Origin of the sequence: Lysinibacillus sp. S1 (genome assembly GCF_044986265.1) — a bacterium.
Lineage (GTDB): Bacteria > Bacillota > Bacilli > Bacillales_A > Planococcaceae > Lysinibacillus > Lysinibacillus capsici.
This window is the reverse complement of sequence record NZ_CP173154.1, coordinates 4,393,624-4,409,625: the sequence shown is the minus strand read 5'-3', so window position 1 is coordinate 4,409,625 and position 16,002 is coordinate 4,393,624. Positions and strand designations below refer to the sequence as shown.

Sequence of the window (16,002 nt, the reverse complement as noted above, 5' to 3'; positions counted from 1 at the left end):
CCTCCGTCATGAACTGTTTTATAGTTATTTGTCTTACAATCTTTACTATAATGACTGATTGTTGAAGTCGTATAAACGGTTCGTAAAAGAGATGTAAAGGAATGTAATGCTTTGTAAACGTTTGTAAAGATGAATTTACAATAGAGGAAACTTGCTTCCTATAGGAAAGGTGTTATAATAAGCAATTGTGTCAGGGAATATTTATTTTAATGATAAGGAGAGTTTGACCTTTGTCATGAAACATGCAAAAGTACAAAATGTCGATTATTTTAAAACATATTTATCATTAGTAATGGAACATCGGGACTACACACTTCAAGAGGCGATTGATTTTATGCTAGCTTCTTATTTCTATAACAATATAGAACTTTATGGGGTAAAACCAAGAGAGCAATTTGAATTAGCCATTCAGCAATTATCCGCATAAAGACACTAAATATCTGAAAGGGGCGTTTTGCTATACAAACGCCCCTTTCACTACTTAGTTAAGTTTAAATTTCACAACTGATTCAGTTCATCAGCAATTTTGACAAGTGCCTCTGAATTGCGCACAGTGTCAACATTACATATTTACTTAAGGATTAGCGTAACATCATTCAAAATTCATAAAAAAGTAAAAATAAAACGGATTTGGAAGATAAATTTTCCAAATCCGTTTTGTATTAGCGCATATCCAATACCCTTTATTCCTGCTCATTCTCTCCAATTTTTTCTTCCGTAATCGCTGGTAAAATTGGCTGTTTTACATTGCTATCAGTTACTTTTTCAGCTTGATATTTTGCTTTTAATTCAAAATACTTATCTAAAGAACGTCTAGCAATGACATTATTTTGATAGTAGTGTGGCGCTAAATTTGTATTAACCCATGGGATCACAACTGCATAGGCAATTTCAGGATTTTCATATGGGGCAAAGCCAACATGCGTTAAATTAATCGTATTTGTGCCGTAGTGCTCACGTAACGGACCATAATACACTACCTCTGCTGTCCCTGTTTTCCCTGCAGCTGTATATGGAGTATCGGCAAATTGTGCTCGTGCTGTACCATGTGAACCAGTATATACACGACGTAGCCCTTGCTTTACATAATCGATCTCTTCTTTAGGATTATCAATTTGATTCAAAATAGTTGGACCTACTTCTGTTACTAACTGCCCTAATTGCTTCCCATCCTGTGATGGGTCTCGAACCTCTTTCACAACATGTGGCTGAATACGATAGCCACCATTGGCAACTGTTGAAATATATTGTGCAAGTTGAAGTGGTGTATACGTATCATACTGACCAATCGCCAAGTCAAGTGTTTTACCACCCATTGTTGGACCTGATGGACCACGCACTCCGCCAAATTCATTTGGTAAATCAATGCCTGTTTTCACACCTAAACCAAATTGCGCATAATTATTACGCATTTTTGAGAACGTATCGTCCTTTAAGCGTAATGGCATACCATAACTATAAGGGGTTCCATTAAGCAGCATCGCAATTTTAAACATATAGGAGTTGGAAGAACGTTCTAATGCTAACAAGTCATTCATCGGGATATATCCAGCCCTGTTAAAAATAGACGTTTTCGGGTCCGTGCCAGCTAATATAATCGGCTCATCTCCCATTGAAGTACCCATCGAAATAACATCCTGATTGTAGCCAGTGAGGACTGTTGCTGCTTTAACAGATGAACCTGCCTCATAGGCTGTTGTAAACGATCCATATGCATAGTCAATGACTTCATTTTGCCCTGTCTCGGGATTTTTTTCTATTTTCTTACCTACCATCGATAAAATGTCGCCTGTATTTGGATCCATCATAATAAGGAAGGCACGGTCTAATAAATAGGAGCCTGGAAGTGCCTTTAAGTTAAGCAGTTCTTCTTCTACAATCTTATCCGTTTCAGCCTGCAGCTCACTATCCAATGAAAGGATTAAGTCTTTACCTGGCTCCCCTTCATAGGTTGTGACTGTATCAACTACCTGACCTTTTTTATTAGTAATATTTTTGACGACTGTTTTTTGACCTTGTAGTAATTCTTCATATTGTGCTTCAATGTAACTTTCTCCCACACGGTCATTACGTGAGTAGTCACGTGCTAAATAGTAGTTGAGCTTCTCTTTTGGTATCCCTTTTGTTGGGACCGTTGTACGTCCAAGAATAGATAAAGATGATAATTTGACACGTTTCCAGTCTGTTGTTGTATTAACACCTGGTAGTTCAGTTAAACGCTCAGATACACGAGCAAATTCATCAGCTGATACATTTTCACTTTTAATAATTTGAGGAGATAGATTATAGCCAGATACCATCTCACGATAAATCGCTAATACCTCTAAATCTGCCTCTGTTAATTGTAAAAGTTCTTCGTTTGTGATACGTTCCCGTACCAGTTTATCAATCTCTGCATTAATTTGACTTGTTGTAATATTTTCTTGTGCATTAATTTTTGTTTTTTCTGCCTCTGTGACTTTTTCATAGGCAGCATCGTGATTTTGTAATATCCAAAAATCCTGTTTATCACGCAATGTGACACGCTTTGTTGGCTGTTCAATTAACTGTGCCAGCTTTTTCGCGATATCAAGCATCTCCTCTGTTGTGGTCGTTTGCATTTTCGTATACGTAATGGCATTTTCCGGGTGATTATCCACTAAAATACGACCGTAACGATCATACATGCGTCCCCTTGGTACACTTGTGTTGACAGGAACTTCTTCTGTACGCTCTAAAATACGTACATAATCTTCCCCTTTGACGATTTGCATATAGCCAAGTCTAAAAATTAACATTGAAAATACGATAAATATTGCAAAGAAAAGGATATTCATACGAAATGTTAAGTTAGAATGATGTTTTGCTTTAACACTCGCCGCGCGATTTTTTCCAGGTGCTTTGCGCATATGTATTCCCCTCCTCATCTTCTGATCATTTCAATACACGATACCTAGTATACCATTCGAAGGTATGACAGAAAAGCACGCACTTTCGATTTCTTATGTAAAACATCATTTATTTGACGGTACTTTATGGAGAAAGGTTGCCCTATTTCACGCTCTCCTTATATTTCGTCTTCATTATCCTGATATTTTCAGATTCTATCCCTTAATTTGCTGTTTTATCCAACAAAAAAAGGCTATGCCTCCGTGATTGCTCACTTTAGGCACAGCCATTTATCCGTTATTATTTTGCAGCTTGGAATTTAGCTTCTACTACATCCCAGTTTACTACGTTCCAGAAAGCACCGATGTAATCTGGACGACGGTTTTGATAGTTTAGGTAGTATGCATGTTCCCATACATCTAAGCCTAAAACTGGTGTTTTCCCTTCCATTACTGGAGAGTCTTGGTTTGGAGTAGACGTAACAGCAACTGAGTCACCATCAACGATTAACCAAGCCCAACCTGAACCAAAGCGAGTTGTAGCAGCTTTAGCAAATTCTTCTTTGAAAGCGTCGAAAGAACCGAATTTAGCATCGATTGCTTTTGCTACTTCACCAACTGGTGTATTTGAACCGCCTGGAGCGATTACTTCCCAGAATAATGTATGGTTAGCATGTCCGCCACCGTTGTTGCGTACAGCAGTTTGTTTGTCAGCTGGAAGAGCATCTAGGTTTGCGATTAAGTCGTTAATGTCTTTTTCTGCAAATTCAGTACCTTCTACTGCTGCGTTTAAGTTTGTTACATAAGTATTGTGGTGTTTAGAATGGTGAATTTCCATTGTTTTTGCATCGATATGTGGTTCTAATGCGTCATAAGCGTAAGTTAATTGTGGTAATTCGTAAGCCATTGTTAAGTTCCTCCCTAAAATTAGAAATAATTAGTACATCCTTAGATTATCAAAATTGGTCAAACCATTCAACGAAAAATACTTCAATTTGAAGATTTCAGCCTTTTGACCGAAATACCGATATGTTTACTATCTTACCCTTTTCTCTCACACACTAAACCTTAAAAGAAAGGCATTAAATGGCGATAAAAAATACAATAATCATAACAATTTGAATAACAGCCTTGACAACAGTAGATGTCAAAAAGCCAATTAAAGAACCTACACCACTTTTCACTGCCTCACTAAATGTACGTTTCTCAACGATTAGTTCCGCAATCACAGCCCCTAAAAATGGTCCAATTAAAATCCCTGCCACAGGGATCACAAATGGACCAATTAATAACCCAATGGTGCTCCCCCACATGCCAGCATTGGAACCACCAAACTTTTTGATACCAAACGCATTTGCCACAGTATCTGCCCCAAATAACAACACGACAAATAGTATTTCAATGACCCAAAACCACCAGCTTAGCTCTGCGAATGAGAAAAATAAGCCATAGAGCAAAAACCCACCGACTAAAAACAGTACTCCGGGAATAATTGGATATACTAAACCAATAAATGAAATAATAAAGCAGGCAATCACTAAGATCCAGCCAACAACTTCCATAAAGATTCTCTCCTTTTAACGTGCATTGCCTTTCATACGAAATAACAAAGTGAAAAGTTTCATTAATGACGAATGCCTAAAATAGAATCTGCAATATTTACTGCATGGTCTCCTATACGCTCTAGGTTGCTAACGATATCCATATAAACAATTCCTGCAGCCCCACTACACTCATTTGTGTTTAATCGGGCAATATGCTTTTGACGTAGTTTATCTTCCATATCATCAATCAGGCTTTCTAGCTCTGTTACTTCTTGAGCTAAACTTAAGCTAGCGGTATCTAATGCTTCTATACTTTTGCGCACTGCCTCTATGGCTAAACTAAACATACCTATTAAGTCCTGTCGCGCTGATTTACTTAAGCTTACCTCGTGGTGATCCTTGTACTGTAAAAGCTCTAATATATTTTCAAAATGATCCCCAATTCGTTCAAAATCCCTTACATTTGTCAATAAAGTATGATGTCTTACAGAGTCTGCACGGGAAAGAGGCTGCTTAGACACCATTACTAAATAATCAGTAATTTCATTGTCTAGATGATTAAGCCCGACTTCTAGCTGTAGCACCGTTGGAATATGCTCTGTCTCTCCAGATTTCATATATAAAAACGTTTCTTCTAACCCACGCAATGCATGTTCACCCATGCGTAATACCTCTTCTTTAGCTTGACCTAGCGCAATAGCAGGAGAGGAATCAATGAATGAAGGATCTAAATGCTTAGTTGTTACATTGATATGGCCATCATGTCCCGGCAATAGCTTTGTAACTAAGGCTGCGAGTCCAGCAATAAATGGTAGTTGGATCATCATATTAAAGACATTGAATGAGCCATGAGCAATGGCAATCTGCATGCGAGGCTCTAAATGAAATACGCCACTGATCCACTGTACATATTGCATAAACGGTGTGAACAATAACATGAAAATAATCGTTCCAATCACATTAAATAATACATGAGCCGCTGCTGCACGCTTAGCGTAAATAGAAGCACCAAGAGAAGCTAAAACAGCTGTAATGGTCGTGCCAATATTTTCCCCAAACAATATCGGTAAGGCACTATTTAAACCAATTAATTGTTCTGCATATAAACCTTGCAATACCCCCACCGTTGCGGTAGAGCTTTGCACAAGTAATGTGAAAATGGTTCCTAAAAATATGCCTAATATCGGTTGATTGCTTAAATGAAGCGTTAACGATGCAAAATCTGCAAGCTGGTGTAACGCCTGCATACTAGCACTCATCAACTCTAGCCCTAAAAATAAACCGCCAAAGCCAAATAGAATCTGACCAATATGTTGATACGTTGCTTTCTTTAAGAAAAATAAACAGGCTGCCCCAATTGCCAATAAAGGGTAAAAATAGAGTCCAATATTAATACCAATAATAAATGCTGTAATAGTTGTACCAATATTTGCCCCCATAATGACGCCGATTGCTTGACGCAGTGTTAAAAAACCAGCACTCACTAACCCTACAGTGATGACTGTTGTGGCAGAACTTGATTGTATGCAAATTGTTACAAATATACCTACCAGGACACCCATAACAGGGTTTGTGGTAAAGCGATTTAACCATTCACGTAACCGATCATCCGCTGATTTTTGAAGCCCATCCCCCATGAATTTAATGGAAAATAAAAAGACCCCTAGTCCGCCTAAAAACTGAAAGAGAATGCTTTGCCAATCTATTGTCAATTGTTTTCGCTCCAATTCCTACATCTCTACTACCCTCGTTCTAATCATTAAATGATTCCAAACAAAAAGTAAAGAAATCCTTTAACTTCTTTACATAATGTTAACATTTTAACATCAAGACCCTCCTCATTTATACTTCTTTCATATCTTGTCCTCATTGAACATGTTAAAATATCGATTGGAGGAGATATAGCATGAAACACTCACAGCTTTTTATTGATAGTCTTATACATCCTAAAAAACTAGCAGCCTATCGTTTATTACCTATTGGAAAGGTTATTCAATATACTTTTCTACTGATTACCATTGTGTCCGTATTCTCTTTAGGTCGTTTTGCAGCAGGTATGTCCGTTGATACATTCGATATGGATAGTTTAACTGGTTTAACAGATTACATAGAGGGCATTAAATGGCTCTTATATCCATTCACCTTCCTAATGCTTTTCGTCGTGACAACAATGCTTATTTTTGCACAAATTGCCCTTTATGCTTTAGCAGGTTTATTTATCTTGAAGGCGATGAAGCGTCGGGGTGAGTATCGCCATATCTGGAGAACAACTACCTTTGCGATCACTTGGGCTACGTTACTTTCGATGTTAGCAGACTATATGCCCGTTAGCAGTACTGTTATCACTGTACTATCTTTATTTTTAACCATTTCTCTATTAATTGTGGCCTTTACAAAATATCCAAAACAACCAAATATAAAATAATGTGCATGAATCCCCTCTCTTCTCAATATAGTGTAGAAAAGGAGGGGATTTTTTGCGAGCATTCATCTTAACAACTATCATCATCGTAATTGCCTTTGTCGTCAAAGTAGATTTAACAGAAGGGTCCATCCCACTTGCGGCTTTATCCACAAAGAGCTCAGAAAACGGACTTTGTGAACAACAGCGTGAGCCAAATTATATTACTGTACAAACGATTGAAGGAGATACCATTCATAGTTTATTTGCTCTACACCCTGCTAAAGTTCCCATGACCTTTCCAGAACGCTTACAACTTTTTTACAACTTAAACCCACACTTACAATTACAAGCACTAGTTCCAGGTGAAAATATCAAGCTTCCTCTCTCATTTGAGCTTGAAAACAAATGCGGAAAATGAAAAGTTAGCGTTTCTTCCTTGTCCTTATTTTCTTACACTGCTAAAATAAATGACAGTGACGGCTGAAAATAGTGGCCCGAAAAGGAGAGAAAGTTAATGAGTGAAATTTGTCACCGTTCAAATACACGTCCTGTGAGTGTCGGTAACTTAACAATTGGTGGTAGTAATGAATTATTCATTCAAAGTATGTGTACAACCAAAACACATGATGTAGAAGCAACAGTTGCAGAAATTCTTCGTCTTGAGGAAGCAGGCTGTCAAGTTGTTCGTGTTGCTGTACCAGATGAACGTGCAGCGGACGCGATTGCCGAAATCAAAAAACGTATTCATATTCCATTAGTAGCTGATATTCATTTTGATTATAGATTAGCATTAAAAGCCATTGAAAATGGTATTGATAAAGTACGTATTAATCCAGGTAATTTTGGTCGTAAAGAAAAAGTGGAAGCTGTTGTTAATGCAGCCAAAGCAAAAGGTATACCAATTCGTATTGGTGTAAATGCCGGTTCATTAGAGCGACATATTTTAGAAAAATACGGTTATCCTACGGCTGATGGTATGGTAGAATCTGCTCTACACCATATTAAAATTTTGGAAGACTTGGACTTCCACGATATTATCGTATCAATGAAGGCATCTGACGTTAACCTTGCCATTGAAGCCTATGAAAAGGCGTCTAAAGCCTTTAATTATCCGCTACATTTAGGGATTACAGAATCAGGAACATTATTTGCTGGTACTGTAAAATCAGCAGCAGGTCTTGGAGCCATCCTATCAAAAGGTATAGGAAACACATTACGTATCTCCCTTTCCGCTGACCCTGTAGAAGAGGTTAAAGTAGCACGGGAACTATTAAAATCCTTTGGCCTCGCTTCTAATATGGCAACTTTGATTTCTTGCCCAACATGTGGACGCATTGAAATTGATTTAATTTCTATTGGAAATGAAGTAGAAGAATATATTTCAAAATTAAATGTACCGTTAAAAGTGGCTGTTCTAGGCTGTGCGGTAAACGGTCCTGGAGAAGCGCGTGAGGCAGATATCGGTATTGCTGGTGCCCGTGGTGAAGGCTTGTTATTCATGAAGGGGAAAACAGTCCGTAAAGTGCCAGAAGAAACAATGGTGGAAGAACTGAAGAAAGAAATTGATAAATTAGCAGCAGAAATGGAAGAAAAACGTGCAGCGGAAGAAGCTCAAAAAGCGAATGCCTAAGGAGGTGCTAGCATGAAAAAGCCCCGCTTTGGTATTGATATTGATGGGACTGTGACATGTCCAAGTACACTCATTCCACATATTAATAAACAGTACAATGTAAATATTACGCTAGATGATGTTTGTGAATATGATTTTTTATCTGCCTTCCCACACCCTATTGACCGAAGTGCCTTTAATACTTGGTTTAAGGAAAATGAACCTTATATGTACGAAGTCTCTGAGGTGGCAAAAGATGCAAAAAATATTCTAAGCGCTTGGAAAAATAATTTTGAGCTGTATTATATTTCTGCACGTGGTGAAAATGTAGCAGACATCACTGTCAATTGGTTTAAATCGCAAGCTATACCTTACGACCATATCGAGCTTCTCGGCAGCCATGATAAACTAGCCGCTGCAAAAAAACATCGTGTAGAAGCTTTCTTTGAGGATAAGCATGATAATGCTGTGATGCTGGCAGAGGAATTAAAAATACCTGTTGTGTTATTTGATACACCTTATAATCGTCTTGCCGTTCCAAATAATGTTGTAAGGGTTTATAACTGGCAGGAAGCGAATCAATTTATTACACAATTTTTCAAATAAGTATTAAGAGCTGTAGGCAAGGTTGGATGAAAATTTCACCTTGCCTACAGCTCTTTTAATTTAATATTGAAATTTAGCTAGTGCTGCCTGTAAAGAGTCCGTCATAGCTGTTAATTGTTGGGCTTTGCTATTGATGTCATGAACCGCTAAATTCTGCTGTTCCATCGTTGCCAATAACTCCTCTGTTCCTGCTGAGGATTGCTGGCTAACAGCTGTCATATTTTCCACTGCACGTACAACCTCCTGCGTCTCCCTTTGAATGACACTGGAGGCAGCTGTCACATTATCGATTTGCGCTACTGTATCGACAATATGGCGTAAAATCGCATCAAGTGCCTGCTTATTGGCATCAATATATTGCGTATTGTTTTCCACAGCTAAGACAACACTTTGCATAGCATCACTAGCCTTTGCTGCTTCCCTAACAACCATATCAATAATGGAGGCGATTTGGCTTGTTGATTTGGCTGATTCTTCTGCAAGCTTTCGTACTTCCTCTGCCACAATCGAAAAGCCCTTGCCGTGCTCACCTGCACGAGCAGCTTCTATCGCCGCATTTAATGCTAATAAATTTGTTTGACCTGCAATAGCATTAATGACTTGTAAAATACGATTAATTTCTGTTGATTGGTCGCTGAGCTGTTGGACGACCATAGCTGTCAGTGACACTTTTTCAGACATCACTTCCATCCCTTGAATAGACTGCTCTGCATGAATTAAACCTTGTTTAGAAGACGCTGTTGTAAGCTGAGATTCCTGAAGCATTTCTTCAATTGCCATTTGAATTGCTTGCAATTTATGCTCAACCTCTTGTGTAACGCCTAAAGTAGTAGAGGCCTGTTCGGCTTGTACGGTAGCACCTGTCGCCAACTCACTTGTTGTTGTTAGCACCTGTTCGATACTGATGCTCATATCATTGGTAGAAGCACGTAATTCTCCGCTGTATACATTCACCTGATTGGAAATATGTGTAGCCGCTTGTAACAGCTCACGCATATTGTCTGTCATATGATTCATTGCATGTGCAAGCTCGCCAATTTCATCCTTCGAACGAACCTGTAACGGCTCCACTGCTAAATTTCCACCAGCAATGGTTTTGACCTGTTCCACTGTCTGAACCACTGGTTTGACGATCCGTTGAGCTATCCAAGTAATGGCACCAACTAATACAATAATACCAATAATCGCTGCCATTACTCATAGCTAGATAGCCTCACTTGATAACCACATTGCCTCATCAGATGGAATAATTACCTGCAATGCCCACGGTGTCGACGTTTGACCAATTTGGATAGGTGAGACAGCAATAAAGGAAGCTTCCTGTAAATAGGATGAATAATCCTCTACTAGATAAGGTTTGCCCTGTTCAACAGCAGACAAAATTTTATCCGTATTTTTATATTTTTCCATTTCAGTCACTGGTCTATTGACATAATCAGGAGATGGGTGGGAAACAAACGTCCCATTATGAGACACAATGGCACTATATCCTGTATCATAGAGTACAATTTCATTATTAATGGCAACCAATGTCTCTAAGCTTATATCAATGCCAACAAGACCAACGACTTTTCCATCTATTTGAATAGGTATAGCTGTGGAAGTCATCAATACATCCTGACCGTCAACTGGGTAAGTTAACGACTCTAAAATAACCTCTTGTTTCAACGTTTTAGGTAATACATAATAATCACTAGTTTCATAGTCTTCTAGAGGAGCAAGCGTCACATCGTTGTTGCTGCGTGCCCAATATGGAAGGAAACGACCTGATGCATCATGCCCTTTCAAATTGGCAAAATGAGCATCTTGTCCATCAAAGGCATTTGGCTCCCAAATCGTCCAAACCCCTAGAAAGGTGTCATTGTGTTCGAGTAATTGTTTGAGCATCTCGTTTGCTAAATCACGATCTCCCTTATGATTGGCTACCATTGCTTGGAGATTAGAGGCTACTGTCCTTGCTGTATCCATCGCATAATCAAGTTCCATTTGCATTTTATATGCACTTTCGGACGCCCGCGATTGAGCAAGCTGTCGTGCATCCTCCACTGCTAATGAATTAGTTTTTACAATATTGACACTTAAAATAATGATGAACACAATCATCATTGTAGATAACGTTGTCAGTAATATTTTATGTAGTAATTTCATATGTACCAGCTCCTGCCTATAGCAACTAAATAAATAATAGCATTTATGCGTCAATAAATAACTAAATATTCAGAAAAATATTTTTGGTGGTAATTAACTTACAATTTAGCCGTATGTCATCCCGTTGTACAGAAGATGACATGCAGTCTTAGTTCTCTACTAAAAATGGAATTTTGCTAGTGTTTGTTGTAAGGAGTTCGTCATACCTGATAAGCTTTATGCCATATTTTTTGAACCGCGGGATTTTGCTGCTCCATCGTTGCTAATAGCTCCCTTGTTTCTGCTGAGGATTGCTGGCTGACAGCCGTCATATTTTTCCACTGCCCGCACTACCTCTACCGTTTCCTTTTAAATTAAAAGAGAGGCAGTTGTCACTTCGTCAATTTGCGCCACAGTAACAACCAATACGTTGTAAGATGACATCAAGTGCTTGTTTATTAAATTTTGAATCTGGTACGCGTTATTAGATGTTTCTGCTTGTGCCATTTTTTGAGCTGTTTCAATCATTTAATTTTTTGTTTGATAAATATTCACAGCTGTTAGAACTGCGAATACCTACTGTTCAAATGACAGTTGTGAGAATTTTCCCCAATAAATTCATATGCATCATCCCTTTTAGATAGAAAGTAATAGATACGTAACCAATTAAGCTAATTATAGCATCAGTAGCAATGAGTAAAGTATCTAATTTAAGAGTAAATATGTCTTTTTTATAGATAAAAACTCCTGTTTCCAGGAGTTTTTTAAAGTACAGCTCACTATATGTCAAGTATGCCTCGTAGCCAACGCTCCACAAAGTTTTCAAACGTAATCCCATAAGTATCATAAACAGCATGATAAACAAAATATGTTCCTAATCGATCAAGCATTTCATCATTAATTTTCATCACAAACCGCTCCCATTCTTTTGTTTTTTTACTAAATATTCAGACTTATATAATTCTCAAATGCCGAACAATCAAGTGGAGGTCGCATCGTTGCAAAACCGTCACAAACTACCGCCTTCATGCCCTTTCTTCATATTTTTCTTTTCGTTAAGATAGTTATAACAACTTACTAGACTGGAGGGACTACTTGTGAAATGGATGACAAAAGTTGCTTGTATCACATGCATCTGCGCACTACTTTCTGGCTGTGGTGGTCGATTTTCAGAAATTAAAGATGCTGCCTCAGGCATCAATTCAGCTGCTAATTCCGCAGCTAGTGCAGTTAGCCGAGATGTCCATGCAATACGTGCTCTAGACATTAACTATAAAGATACATCGTTTACGGTTAATGACCTATTTAAAACTATTTTACGTGACATACGCTGGGATTATGACCTTGAAAAAAATGAGCTACATGTGAGAGGTACTTGGCAGCCTCCACTATTTTCTGATCAGGCGTGGAGTGACGATATGAAAGAAAAGCTTACTGAATCAGGCTTTGTGACTGTTACCTGTCAAATAATTGACGACAAAATTGATAGCCAACAAATGAGCATAACACTTACATATAATGATGAAATTCTCTTACAAAAAAATGGTGAGGAAGCACTCCATCACCTATACGATACTTATTTACTTCCTTAAACCTAGGAACGTCTCTACCATTTAATCATGGTAGAAACGTTCTTTTTTTGAAAAAAATTTTATAATTTCGAAATATCAAAGGCTATCATTTGAATAAACTAAAACCATCACGTTATAATCAAAGTATCACGTGATGGTTTGGAGGTGTTTGCATTGGGACAGAAAAATTAAAGATTGGCGAGCTTGCAGAAAAAACAGGCATTACTAAACGAACAATTGATTACTATACAAATATTGGTTTGCTAGATGCAGAACGTTCTGCAGCAAATTATCGCTACTATGACCAAGCCATGATTAAACGGCTTCAATTTATTGAACAGCGCAAACAACAGGGGCTTTCACTTGTACAAATCCAACATGAGTTAAACATCACACCCTATGAAGAAATCGATGTACAGGTGCTTCGTTTAAAAATGCAAGATTTAGAGCATGATGTTACATCTCTGCTCGCACAAATGAACAAGCAAGATGATAAAAAAATTGAAACGATTAAGAAAAATGTTTCACCCGAAAGTATTGCATTAATGCAATCTTTATTATTACTCATTCATAATTAGGAGGTGACGTTCTGTTTTTACAGAACGACTATTTGGAGACCATAATAAACCTATCGATTTTTACCATTCTATTAGCTTTAACAGGCTTTTTCGTGGCAACAGAATTTGCCATTGTAAAAGTACGTTCCTCAAGACTCGATCAGCTGGTTGCAGAAGGCAATAAAAAAGCAGTTGCTGCTAAACATGTTGTTCAACACTTAGATGAATACTTATCAGCGTGTCAATTAGGGATTACTGTAACCGCTCTTGGTATCGGGATGGTTGGTGAAAAAACTTTTGAATTTATGCTTCACCCGCTATTCGAAATAATCGGCATTTCTGATAAATATATGACGATCTTTACAATTGGAACAGCCTTTGCCATTGCTACGTTTTTACATGTAGTGGTCGGCGAATTAGCCCCAAAAACAGCTGCCATTCAAAAAGCTGAATCCATTACACTTCTTTTCGCAAAACCCATTATGTTTTTCTATAAGATCATGTATCCATTTATTTGGTTCTTGAACGGTTCTGCACGCGTGTTAGTTGGCTTATTCGGTATGAAACCTGCTAGCGAACATGAGCTATCTCATACAGAGGAAGAATTGCGATTATTACTGTCTGAAAGCTTTAAGAGTGGTGAAATCAATAAATCTGAGCTCAAATATGTCAATAACGTCTTTGAATTTGATGAACGTATTGCTCGTGAAATCATGGTTCCCCGAACAGAAATTATTGGAATTGAACAAAATGAATCTTTTACAAACATTATTCATTACATCGCTTCTGAAAAATATACGCGTTACCCGATCTATGATGGGGACCGAGATAATATATTAGGTTTCATCAATGCGAAAGAACTACTAACGCAGGGTCTACTTGAACAACTTACAGACGACTCCTTAGTTCTAGAAGATTTCATAAATCCAGTCATTCGCGTAATTGAAACAATGCCCATTCAAGAATTACTTGTACGTATGCAAAAGGAACGAATCCATATGGCTATCCTAATGGATGAATATGGTGGTACATCTGGTCTTGTAACGGTTGAAGATATTTTAGAAGAAATTGTTGGTGAAATTCGAGATGAGTTTGATGATGATGAAATTGCGGATATTCGAAAAATTACAGATCATCACTATTTATTAAATGCAAAAATGCTTGTGGAAGATGTAGAAAATCTATTAAACATTACCCTGGATGCTGAAGAAGTGGAAACATTAGGTGGTTGGTTCTTAACTGTGAATAACGGCATTAAAGCATCAAAAAATATTGAGCTAGGCTCCTATATTTTTAGCATCTATGAGCAACAAGGTCATCAAATTCATTATATCGAGGTTCGTCCTCTTCGAAAAAGTCTACCTCTTAAAACAGAGGTTCAATCGTAACAGTAGGAAACAGTATTCCTTATTCCATTATTAGCCATTTCACTATATAATGAATAGAGAAAATGATTTTAGTTGCAGGGGGCCATACACATGACATTATTTAAGCTATATCATTCAGATGGTATTCACATTATTACTGATGTAAAAAAACACAAAACAAATATTGAGTTAAAAACAATCACGGGAGAAGTTCTATTTATTATCGTGGTAACAGATGAAAATTACACAGTCTACGATGATCGGTTTGCAGGAGCTTCCAAGCAATTAAATTCAGTTGAAGCTTTCGATATTGATGGGAGTTTTCGTAGTTTAGATTTCGATAATATGCGCTCTCTATTTAAAGAATCTTTTACAAAGCTTTTACAAGAGATTGCTGTGTGTGTCAAAAATAAAGAGGAGCTTGTGGATATCGATACACTCCGCCATAAAGTCAGCGCACAGATTAAAGGCATCCACTTCAGGGTGATCTCGGATACAAAAAAATATGAAATCTAACATCCAACAGACTGTCCATTAGGGGCAGTCTGTTTTAATTTTACGCGACCTTTGCCACTTCCCAAGGTGAAAGAAAAACACGCTTCTTTACTTTCATGTATAATGGAACTTAACAATCTGAAAATAAGGGGTGTTAGGATGAATCGTGAACAATTAATCACACTCGTTTCAGAAAAACTGAAATTAATCCGTACAGAAAAAGCTTTCACACAGGATCAAATGAGTGATTTACTAGGATTATCAAAAAAAACACTTGTCCAAATTGAAAAGGGCCGTATACTAGCTGGCTGGACAACCACTGTTACAGTTTGCACATTGTGTAGAGACAGTACGATTTTACAGCATGAGCTTGGTGGTGATCCATTAGAGGTTGTAGATTTAATCGCAAATAATGGAACATTGCAGCCAAAAGAGAAAACAATGGGTGGATACATATGGTGGAAAAACATTCAGGAGTATGGTGGTTTTCGACTACAGCAAAACGTCATCAGTCAGCATTATCGCATTTTAGACAGCAATAATTTTCGCCTCATTTCAACATTTGATGAACAAATAGCTAAGCAAGCATGGGAAAAACTACAGATATAATTTTTAAGTCAAACAGTAGGAGCATTGCAATTTGCTTCTGCTGTTACGTTTCAAGCATTTCCCTCCTCTCATCACCCATCTTCTCTAGACAAATGAATAAAGCCATAAAAACATCCTTCATATGATAAACATAGTAGTAAGAGAATTGTTTCTTTAAAAATTCTATGAAAAAAGCTAGGAGAAGCTAGAAAAGTCGAAACTTGTAGAATAATTCTCTATACTTAAGGGTAAAGCTGTACTATTAGA

At 37.6% G+C, this 16,002-nt stretch carries 18 protein-coding genes; 10 read left to right on the top strand and 8 right to left on the bottom strand.

Annotation, left to right across the window (positions count from 1 at the left end; all coding sequences use genetic code 11):
- Positions 1–235: 235 nt before the first annotated feature.
- Positions 236–427 (top strand): hypothetical protein, encoded by a 192-nt coding sequence (locus tag ACHZEU_RS22125; RefSeq protein WP_009370174.1) that lies wholly within the window; start codon positions 236–238, stop codon positions 425–427.
- A 256-nt stretch (positions 428–683) separates the two neighbouring features.
- Here ACHZEU_RS22125 and ACHZEU_RS22120 read toward each other — a convergent pair whose 3' ends face one another.
- The 4 genes from ACHZEU_RS22120 to ACHZEU_RS22105 form a co-directional block, all read right to left on the bottom strand.
- Positions 684–2,888 carry a peptidoglycan D,D-transpeptidase FtsI family protein gene (locus ACHZEU_RS22120; RefSeq protein ID WP_404803766.1) on the bottom strand — a complete coding sequence of 735 codons (2,205 nt, stop codon included), beginning with the start codon at positions 2,886–2,888 and terminating at the stop codon, positions 684–686.
- A gap of 280 nt (positions 2,889–3,168) precedes the next feature.
- Positions 3,169–3,774, bottom strand: coding sequence for a superoxide dismutase (locus ACHZEU_RS22115; RefSeq protein WP_016995356.1), 606 nt, complete (start codon positions 3,772–3,774; stop codon positions 3,169–3,171).
- 175 nt (positions 3,775–3,949) lie between these two features.
- Entirely contained in the window at positions 3,950–4,429 is a 480-nt protein-coding gene (locus ACHZEU_RS22110; RefSeq protein ID WP_004230999.1) for a DUF456 domain-containing protein, read from the bottom strand.
- Positions 4,430–4,491: 62 nt separating this feature from the next.
- Entirely contained in the window at positions 4,492–6,123 is a 1,632-nt protein-coding gene (locus tag ACHZEU_RS22105; RefSeq protein ID WP_048392243.1) for a Na/Pi cotransporter family protein, read from the bottom strand.
- A gap of 194 nt (positions 6,124–6,317) precedes the next feature.
- Between ACHZEU_RS22105 and ACHZEU_RS22100 the strand changes: the two genes are divergently transcribed.
- From ACHZEU_RS22100 to ACHZEU_RS22085, 4 genes are all read left to right on the top strand, one after another.
- Positions 6,318–6,836, top strand: a complete 519-nt coding sequence (locus ACHZEU_RS22100) for a DUF1189 family protein (RefSeq protein ID WP_048392242.1) — start codon at positions 6,318–6,320, stop codon at positions 6,834–6,836.
- A 52-nt stretch (positions 6,837–6,888) separates the two neighbouring features.
- Positions 6,889–7,233: a hypothetical protein gene (locus tag ACHZEU_RS22095; RefSeq protein WP_004230996.1), complete on the top strand. Its 345-nt coding sequence runs from the start codon at positions 6,889–6,891 to the stop codon at positions 7,231–7,233.
- A 96-nt stretch (positions 7,234–7,329) separates the two neighbouring features.
- Positions 7,330–8,445 (top strand): flavodoxin-dependent (E)-4-hydroxy-3-methylbut-2-enyl-diphosphate synthase, encoded by a 1,116-nt coding sequence (gene ispG, locus ACHZEU_RS22090; protein ID WP_404803765.1) that lies wholly within the window; start codon positions 7,330–7,332, stop codon positions 8,443–8,445.
- 12 nt (positions 8,446–8,457) lie between these two features.
- Positions 8,458–9,030, top strand: coding sequence for a 5' nucleotidase, NT5C type (locus ACHZEU_RS22085; RefSeq protein WP_048392241.1), 573 nt, complete (start codon positions 8,458–8,460; stop codon positions 9,028–9,030).
- 60 nt (positions 9,031–9,090) lie between these two features.
- Here ACHZEU_RS22085 and ACHZEU_RS22080 read toward each other — a convergent pair whose 3' ends face one another.
- The 4 genes from ACHZEU_RS22080 to ACHZEU_RS22065 all read right to left on the bottom strand — a co-directional run bounded on the left by ACHZEU_RS22080 (position 9,091) and on the right by ACHZEU_RS22065 (position 12,065).
- Entirely contained in the window at positions 9,091–10,224 is a 1,134-nt protein-coding gene (locus tag ACHZEU_RS22080) for a methyl-accepting chemotaxis protein (RefSeq protein WP_404803764.1), read from the bottom strand.
- A 9-nt stretch (positions 10,225–10,233) separates the two neighbouring features.
- Positions 10,234–11,178: a cache domain-containing protein gene (locus ACHZEU_RS22075; protein WP_404803763.1), complete on the bottom strand. Its 945-nt coding sequence runs from the start codon at positions 11,176–11,178 to the stop codon at positions 10,234–10,236.
- Between the two features lie 348 nt (positions 11,179–11,526).
- Positions 11,527–11,685 (bottom strand): hypothetical protein, encoded by a 159-nt coding sequence (locus ACHZEU_RS22070; protein WP_279495593.1) that lies wholly within the window; start codon positions 11,683–11,685, stop codon positions 11,527–11,529.
- A gap of 251 nt (positions 11,686–11,936) precedes the next feature.
- Positions 11,937–12,065: a hypothetical protein gene (locus tag ACHZEU_RS22065; protein ID WP_255349862.1), complete on the bottom strand. Its 129-nt coding sequence runs from the start codon at positions 12,063–12,065 to the stop codon at positions 11,937–11,939.
- A gap of 198 nt (positions 12,066–12,263) precedes the next feature.
- Between ACHZEU_RS22065 and ACHZEU_RS22060 the strand changes: the two genes are divergently transcribed.
- The 5 genes from ACHZEU_RS22060 (at position 12,264) to ACHZEU_RS22040 (ending at position 15,756) form a co-directional block, all read left to right on the top strand.
- On the top strand, positions 12,264–12,749 hold the full coding sequence (locus tag ACHZEU_RS22060) for a hypothetical protein (protein ID WP_269899005.1): 486 nt from the start codon (positions 12,264–12,266) through the stop codon (positions 12,747–12,749).
- Between the two features lie 152 nt (positions 12,750–12,901).
- On the top strand, positions 12,902–13,306 hold the full coding sequence (locus tag ACHZEU_RS22055; RefSeq protein WP_308339959.1) for a MerR family transcriptional regulator: 405 nt from the start codon (positions 12,902–12,904) through the stop codon (positions 13,304–13,306).
- 32 nt (positions 13,307–13,338) lie between these two features.
- Complete coding sequence (locus tag ACHZEU_RS22050; RefSeq protein WP_048392236.1) at positions 13,339–14,673, top strand: hemolysin family protein; 1,335 nt, start codon at positions 13,339–13,341, stop codon at positions 14,671–14,673.
- Positions 14,674–14,763: 90 nt separating this feature from the next.
- On the top strand, positions 14,764–15,168 hold the full coding sequence (locus ACHZEU_RS22045; RefSeq protein WP_004227282.1) for a hypothetical protein: 405 nt from the start codon (positions 14,764–14,766) through the stop codon (positions 15,166–15,168).
- A gap of 138 nt (positions 15,169–15,306) precedes the next feature.
- Positions 15,307–15,756 (top strand): helix-turn-helix transcriptional regulator, encoded by a 450-nt coding sequence (locus ACHZEU_RS22040; protein ID WP_009370152.1) that lies wholly within the window; start codon positions 15,307–15,309, stop codon positions 15,754–15,756.
- Positions 15,757–16,002 lie beyond the last annotated feature (246 nt).